This is a genomic window from Lutibacter sp. (genome assembly GCF_030692605.1).
Lineage (GTDB): Bacteria > Bacteroidota > Bacteroidia > Flavobacteriales > Flavobacteriaceae > Lutibacter.
Map to the genome: position 1 here is coordinate 1 of NZ_JAUYUD010000104.1, position 6,625 is coordinate 6,625.

The following is a 6,625-nucleotide window of genomic DNA, read 5'->3' on the forward strand; positions in this document are numbered from 1 at the left end:
AACAGGGATACTTTTTTATTCATAACTATATTTATTTATAACAATTATTAATCAGATATATTGAAATTTTGTGTGATATATTGGTTTGGAAGAAAGTAGTTTATTCGATTTGTCGTGTTTCATAATAAAGGCTAACGGATTTTGGCTAAGATTTCGGCGTGGATAATTCCGTTAGGAATTGTCCGCTAAGAAATCTGGTTAAATGTATTAAAAATATGAATGCTATTGCAAAACCCACGCTGAATTTTAGCCAGTGTTAGCAAATCGTTATTAAACGCAATATTAATTTAAAATAAAAATAAGATGTCAAAATTCAATTACACCAAATATTCAATTATTATTTCAACTGTCGCAATTATTATTTCAGTATTAACGATATTAATGAAATTAGGATGGCTAAAATAGAAAACAAAAAAGCAAATTTATCATACTTAAATTTTTCAATTGTCTTTTCAAGGATTAATTCTTCTTGTCGCGTTATTTTTTCAAGATGTCTAAATCCTCGTTCTCTTGTAATGAATTTTTTACCTTTTTGTGTTATTCTTAGTCCTTCGGTATTTTCAGTAACTAAATTTTCATTTATTAATTCATCTTTTAAGGACTTCATTTCCCATTCTATTAATTCCATTTCATTAAGAGCTTCATTGATAAATTCCATAGTTATCTGTCTGCCAATGTTTTCATTATTTAATTCCTTAACATCAACAGCAATGAGAAATAATAAAATTTTATCTAATTTTTCGTTTCGAGTCATTTTAATAATGTTTGCTAACTGTTTAGAATATGAAAAGTGGGTTTTAGAATATAGACTTTTCATATTTTATTTAAAGTAAATTTAGATTAATAAATTTAATATTAACAACTATGTAACCCATTTTTTATATGCATAGTTAGCAAATCAGTATTAGCAGTTGTTTACTAAAATTAATCAAACAACTTAAAACGCTATTTTATTTTTTGAGCGTGGGCTAATTGCTGAAAGCAAAATAACACGTAACAATGGTAAATAGTAATTATTTATATGAAGAAAATTATATATATCCAATTTGTATATTTGAGGATAACTTTAAAATTTTAAAAATGGATGATACAAAATCATATTTTTTAAATCAGAAAATAATAGGTGATTTAACTCCTTTTTGTCAACCCACGATTGATGTTAAAATAAAAGGAATAGATGAAGTATTCAAAGCCTTGATTGATACTGGAGCTTATAAATTTCATATAACCCCGTCATTCGCTAAACATATATCAGCTATTCCAACTGGATTTCAGCGTGGAATATATCCTGTTTCTGGAATTTCTGAAACAAATTTATATCAATTATCTTTTAATCTTAAAGGTGTTGATTATGAATTTAATGAAGAATTTGTTGAATTACCAAGTCCATTTCAATATCCTATAATACTCGGGTCTAAATTCATAAAACAGTGTAAAGAATTACATATATATTCAAATGAATTATTTTATGAATTATTTTTATAGTTTATCTTAAAAAGACTGCAATTTTCTTTGCAAAAGCAAAAATTAATAACTTATCGTAAATTATGACAAGGTTAGTATTCATTTACTAGCCTTTTTTGTGTCAAAGATTTATGGTTTAAAATAACGAAATTATGTATATTATACAAGAAACTATGAGTCCTGTAATTATTGCAAACATTATATTTTTAAAAGTCCATATATCTACGGCTTTGCTAATTGGTCTTGGTATATCATTTTCAATAATTGGATTATATAAATCACTCTTTAAAGATTGAATACCGTTATTATCTCTTGAAATTACATTGTCTTTGACTATAAGTTTTTCAATATGTACGTTTTTATCTTTAGATTGTTTTTTAAGTGATTTCAAATATTTTGTCCAACTACCAATTCTTAAAACTTCTAATCCGAGAGATGAATTAATTTCTAAATGACTAAATGAACTTCCGTGACTTTTAATAAAACCTTGTTCAACTAAATTTTTAATTAATAATCTAATAATTGGAGGATGTTTTCTGAAATCATAATTATCTATTAAGTCTTTTTCTTTTATTGTATGAATTTCTAAATCGCTCAATAATCTAAAAAGTCTATTTTTTAATTTATTTTCGGTTTTTATATCAATCATACCTATTACAAGATTAACAATTTAAATTTGCGATTCTATCATTTTTCTGCCGAATTAAAGAAGCTCTTCCTTCTGCATCTTGTGATAATTCTATTAATCTATCAAATTGCTCAATAATTTCCAATTTTTCCGCCAAGCAATCAACATCAGACTGTTTAGCACAAGAAATAGATAGTAAAACAAAAGCTGTTAAAAAAAGTAGTTTTTTCATAGTATTTATATTTAATTTTTACGTTTCAATGATAAAAAAAAGAGGGGAAAAAAATAAAAGTGTTATTAGTTGGATTTTCATATTTACATCATCTGGCTAATATTTTTGCTTAACGGTTATGTATATGGTTTGTTGCGTGTTTTAGCACATAATTTAGCAAATAAAAACCGAATAGAAAATCCGCTAGGATTTTCGTAAGTAAGCCAGAACTAGCAATAAATTATATACGGTGTTACCACACGTTTTTTTAATCAGATTATTAATTTAAAAATTAAATATTATGTCAAAATTCACAAACCTATTTAAAAAATCAAAACCTAAAATCAAGTCAGATGAATTTGATGATAAATTCGGATTTATTTTAAGATTAGGAATTGATAGTGAGCAAAACTATAACATAGTTAAGAATCACTATTTTTATAATCTTTCAACATTGGCAAAAGATAATGTTTGTTATTCGGTAAAAGGTCTTTTATGAATTGTTCACGTATTTCAGGTTCTTGGGTTAAAACAACTTCAAAAACAACTTTAACAAGCTCCATATATCTTTCCGCCATTATTTCGGTATATGCTTCTTGTATTGGTGCAGTTGTTGTTTTTATTAATTCGTCCGACATTTCTTTTATTTTTTCGCTATCCATCATCATTTTTGTCGCATCGTGTAAAATCCGCTCGTTTTTCATTTCTACGTATTTTTTCACTTCGTCAACTTTAAAGATTTCCATAAAAGATTTCATAGAAGAAATCACGTCTTTTTGTCGGTCAATTTGTGATTTTTGTATAAAGAAAACTACAAGGTATATTACCGTGTATAATCCCAAAATTCCTAAAGTCCATTTTTCATCCATAATGTTTCTTCAAATGTGTGGTAACTTTAGCAGTATATGAAAAGTACAGCTAAGAATAAAACAAATATTAATTAATATAAAATTATAATAAAAATGAAAAATTTAAAATTAACTACAAAAAGTAAGTATTTTTTATATGCGCTGTTATGCGTTGTTTTTTTAGGGAGTTGCGATATTGGAAACAGAAAAAAACTACCGCTAAAGAAACCATTTATAATAACATATAAATACCCACGAGGTTCAAGTTGCAACGATGGTTTTTGTAGTTATGAATTTACGGATGCAAATAATAATAAAGTTAGGTTTTGCGAGGAAGAAACTATGTATAAAATAGGAGATTCGATAAAATAACGTATAACGGTCTTGGATATGGCAAGTTGCGGGTTTGAAAACGCAATTTTCTATGGCTTTTTAATTAGTTTAAAAGTAATAAAAAATATTCTAAATAACGCAATTAAGCAATTTGCTATATGCGTTGTTGCCAGTAGTATTTATGCTAAAGCGAAATCTTCTTTGCTTAATTTTAGTTTTGGATTTTCGAGTTTTTCAATAGAAGTCCTAATTTTCATTCGTTCAGTTTGTGGTAAAAAAGTAGGGACTAAATCTGTTAAATCAATTTTAAGAAGCCTGTTGATAATAATTAAATCTCTTAAAGAAAAAGGGTTTATTCCATTCATCAGTTCTGAAATATAGGATTTGCTTTTATGCCCTAAAATTGCCCCAAAATCTTGCTGATTTAGGTTTACCTTTTTTATTTTCGATTTTATTAGTTCTTTTCTTCTTTCGATAAATTGTCTTTCCTTTTCGGCAATTAATTCGGCGATATCACTTTCACGTAATTTTTTATCGCTAATTCTTGAATCAGGAGACCAATTTTTATTTTCATAGACTTCAATTAAATCTCTTAATTTTTTTCGAAGAGTTTTAAATTTCGGATTCTCTTTAGAAAGAACTCTTAATTTTCTGTCAGCTATTAAAGCTCTTTCGAAATCTAATTCATTTTTAATTTCTCCAAGTTCAATTAACTCTATTATATCAAATTGTGTTTTCATAATTTCTTAAATCCAATCATTAGTTTTCAACCATTTTTTAATTGTACTCTTGTTATTCTTAAAAGTATTTTCATATTCCTTATGATTTCCTAACCAAACTACTGAAGCTTCTCCATTATTAAATTCAATTAGAATCATTGTTCTATGAACCGAAATATTGAAGAAATAAAAGCCATCACTATGGACACAATCTGCATCAGGCCTTGATTCATTTAGTTCAGTTTGATTTTTCCAATCATTTTCTTCAATATCTTCAATAAGTTTATCAATTGCAATAGTCAAAGGTGTATTTCCTTTATTCTTTCTTTTAAGCTTTTCTAATGCTTTCTTATTGGTTAATCTCATAGTTTACATTTGCAAATATATAAAAAGTTCTGATATAAACCGAACTTTTGTATTTTTTTTAATATTACTGGCAACGAGTTTGAATATGGCAAGTTGCGGGTTTGAAACCGAAATTTTCCACTGTTTATTATTAGTTTAAAGGTACTTTAATTTTCCTATTTATTACAATTAAGCAATTTGCTATATGCGGTGTTGTAATTTGTAGTTTTTAGTTCAATTTCTGTTTTTTAGTTCTGAATTTAATCTGTTCTGTTTTTCAATCAGTTTAATGACTGTAAAAATCTGGTATATTTGTCGGTTTTTTACAATTTTTCTTTTTGGTTCAGTTAGCGGTTCGGCTTTTTATTTTCAAATTCTTTTCTGTCAATTTTATACCAATTGTGTTTAATTCCATCAAGGTCAAACGTTTTAATGAATTTTAGTCCAACTTTTTTTAAGATTTTGTTTGATCCTTCATTTTCACAGTCCGCCATTGCATAAACATAGTCAGTATTTAGTTTGTCAAATGCATATTCTAATGATGCAAATGCAGCTTCAGTCGCAATTCCTTTTCCCCAATATTTTTTTATCAGTCTGTAACCTAAGTCATAATAATTTTTGTGATTATTAGTTTCATTTTTTTCAAACTTTAATCCTGTCCAACCAATAAATTCGTTAGTCTGTTTGTCAATAATAGCCCATCTTCCAATTCCATTGTCAATATATTGCTGTCTTATGAAATTAATTACTTTAACGATTTCATCTTTACTACTTACTGGTTTATTTCCCAAATATCTATGAACTTCCGGGTCAGAGTCAAGTTCAAAAAGTCCGTCAATATCTGTCGGAAGTATTTCTCTTAAAATTAGTCTTTCAGTTTCTGCGAATATTTTCATACTGTTTAATATCTCTCAGTTTTTCAGTCGTTCTGCTATAAATTACAACGATTAGAATATGAATAGTTGGCATTACATATAAAATGTTCATATTTTACTCGTAATTAGTTAAAATAAATAAATATAATAATACAACAATGTGCCAATTATTTATATGCATTGTTAGCAAACGTTTTAATCCTATGTTAATTATTCCTAATGACCACGCGTTGAAAAATGGCTTATCATATAATAAAATATCTGATTTAGTTTATAATCATCCTGATAATTCGTCTTTCTCTGATAAAGGTAATTTAGTTTGGAAAATATGCCTTTATATTGGTTTTAAAGATGAATTTATACAGAAGAATTGTCAAGACTATCTAAATTATATGTCTTGTTAAATCTATCTCTTAAATCATTACTAACATTTTCAATTCGGAATGTTGAATTTTCAAAGTGTTCATCTGTTATAATTCTCATAAAACCATTTTCCTTTATGGCTTCTAACATAAAACTCATTGGAAACACAATTAAAGACCTTTTTATGAAATTATTTAACTCTTTAGAATTGAAAATATCATCTGAATTATATTCTTTATTACCAACTGTCAGTTTTAAATGTTCAATCATTTCTTTTGTCATGGTGTTTTTTATTTTAACGTTTATATTTAATTTATAATTCTATCTTGAAAATAATTTTAATAGTGTATATCGCAAGCGCTAGTATTATTCCTTTAACTAGCCAAGAATTTATTGTCTTTTTAAAAATATTAATTCCTTGTCTTATTTTTACATTCTTAGATAGTCGATATCGTAAAGTATAAATAGAATAATATTTATAAGGATAATATAAAAATAAAGGTTCTGATTCTTTTCTTTTAACATTATTAACTTCTGTTAAATTATCTCTATACCAAAAAACTATTTTTTCTCCGTTGTTAAATCTATAATGTTTATTTTCTAAACACAAAGACTTTTTAATTATATCATTTTCTTTATTTTTCACAACTTTAATCTTTCGTTGAGGTTATTCCGTTATTATAATCCTAATGTTTGCTAACGGGTTAGAATATGAAAAGTTGCGATTATGAAAACGCAATTTTCCGATGTTTAAATGTAATATAATTAAATTTTAGAATCATTCTATTTAGTTGATTAAGCAATTTTTTATATGCATTGTTGGCATTTTGTGCTTTATT

At 26.2% G+C, this 6,625-nt stretch carries 11 protein-coding genes; 2 read left to right on the forward strand and 9 right to left on the reverse strand.

Annotated features, from left to right (window positions below):
• Nucleotides 1-358: 358 nt before the first annotated feature.
• Nucleotides 359-817, reverse strand: coding sequence for a hypothetical protein (locus tag Q8S45_RS10545; protein ID WP_305604484.1), 459 nt, complete (start codon nt 815-817; stop codon nt 359-361).
• Between the two features lie 263 nt (nt 818-1,080).
• Between Q8S45_RS10545 and Q8S45_RS10550 the strand changes: the two genes are divergently transcribed.
• Nucleotides 1,081-1,485, forward strand: a complete 405-nt coding sequence (locus Q8S45_RS10550; protein WP_305604486.1) for a hypothetical protein — start codon at nt 1,081-1,083, stop codon at nt 1,483-1,485.
• A 115-nt stretch (nt 1,486-1,600) separates the two neighbouring features.
• Here the strand turns inward: Q8S45_RS10550 and Q8S45_RS10555 are convergent, their stop codons facing one another.
• The 3 genes from Q8S45_RS10555 to Q8S45_RS10565 all read right to left on the reverse strand — a co-directional run bounded on the left by Q8S45_RS10555 (nt 1,601) and on the right by Q8S45_RS10565 (nt 3,172).
• Complete coding sequence (locus Q8S45_RS10555; protein ID WP_305604488.1) at nt 1,601-2,113, reverse strand: hypothetical protein; 513 nt, start codon at nt 2,111-2,113, stop codon at nt 1,601-1,603.
• A gap of 13 nt (nt 2,114-2,126) precedes the next feature.
• Nucleotides 2,127-2,324, reverse strand: a complete 198-nt coding sequence (locus Q8S45_RS10560) for a hypothetical protein (protein ID WP_305604490.1) — start codon at nt 2,322-2,324, stop codon at nt 2,127-2,129.
• Between the two features lie 401 nt (nt 2,325-2,725).
• Nucleotides 2,726-3,172, reverse strand: a complete 447-nt coding sequence (locus tag Q8S45_RS10565) for a hypothetical protein (RefSeq protein WP_305604492.1) — start codon at nt 3,170-3,172, stop codon at nt 2,726-2,728.
• Between the two features lie 93 nt (nt 3,173-3,265).
• Between Q8S45_RS10565 and Q8S45_RS10570 the strand changes: the two genes are divergently transcribed.
• The gene (locus Q8S45_RS10570) at nt 3,266-3,523 is read left to right on the forward strand and encodes a hypothetical protein (protein WP_305604494.1); all 258 of its coding nucleotides are present in this window, start codon (nt 3,266-3,268) and stop codon (nt 3,521-3,523) included.
• 140 nt (nt 3,524-3,663) lie between these two features.
• On the opposite strand, the gene Q8S45_RS10575 is transcribed toward Q8S45_RS10570, so the two are convergent.
• From Q8S45_RS10575 to Q8S45_RS10595, 5 genes are all read right to left on the reverse strand, one after another.
• Nucleotides 3,664-4,224: a helix-turn-helix transcriptional regulator gene (locus Q8S45_RS10575; RefSeq protein WP_305604496.1), complete on the reverse strand. Its 561-nt coding sequence runs from the start codon at nt 4,222-4,224 to the stop codon at nt 3,664-3,666.
• Between the two features lie 6 nt (nt 4,225-4,230).
• Complete coding sequence (locus tag Q8S45_RS10580) at nt 4,231-4,569, reverse strand: type II toxin-antitoxin system HigB family toxin (RefSeq protein WP_305604498.1); 339 nt, start codon at nt 4,567-4,569, stop codon at nt 4,231-4,233.
• Between the two features lie 326 nt (nt 4,570-4,895).
• Nucleotides 4,896-5,444 carry a GNAT family N-acetyltransferase gene (locus tag Q8S45_RS10585; protein ID WP_305604500.1) on the reverse strand — a complete coding sequence of 183 codons (549 nt, stop codon included), beginning with the start codon at nt 5,442-5,444 and terminating at the stop codon, nt 4,896-4,898.
• Between the two features lie 336 nt (nt 5,445-5,780).
• Complete coding sequence (locus tag Q8S45_RS10590; protein ID WP_305604502.1) at nt 5,781-6,068, reverse strand: hypothetical protein; 288 nt, start codon at nt 6,066-6,068, stop codon at nt 5,781-5,783.
• A 31-nt stretch (nt 6,069-6,099) separates the two neighbouring features.
• Complete coding sequence (locus tag Q8S45_RS10595; protein ID WP_305604504.1) at nt 6,100-6,432, reverse strand: hypothetical protein; 333 nt, start codon at nt 6,430-6,432, stop codon at nt 6,100-6,102.
• Between the last annotated feature and the right edge of the window lie 193 nt (nt 6,433-6,625).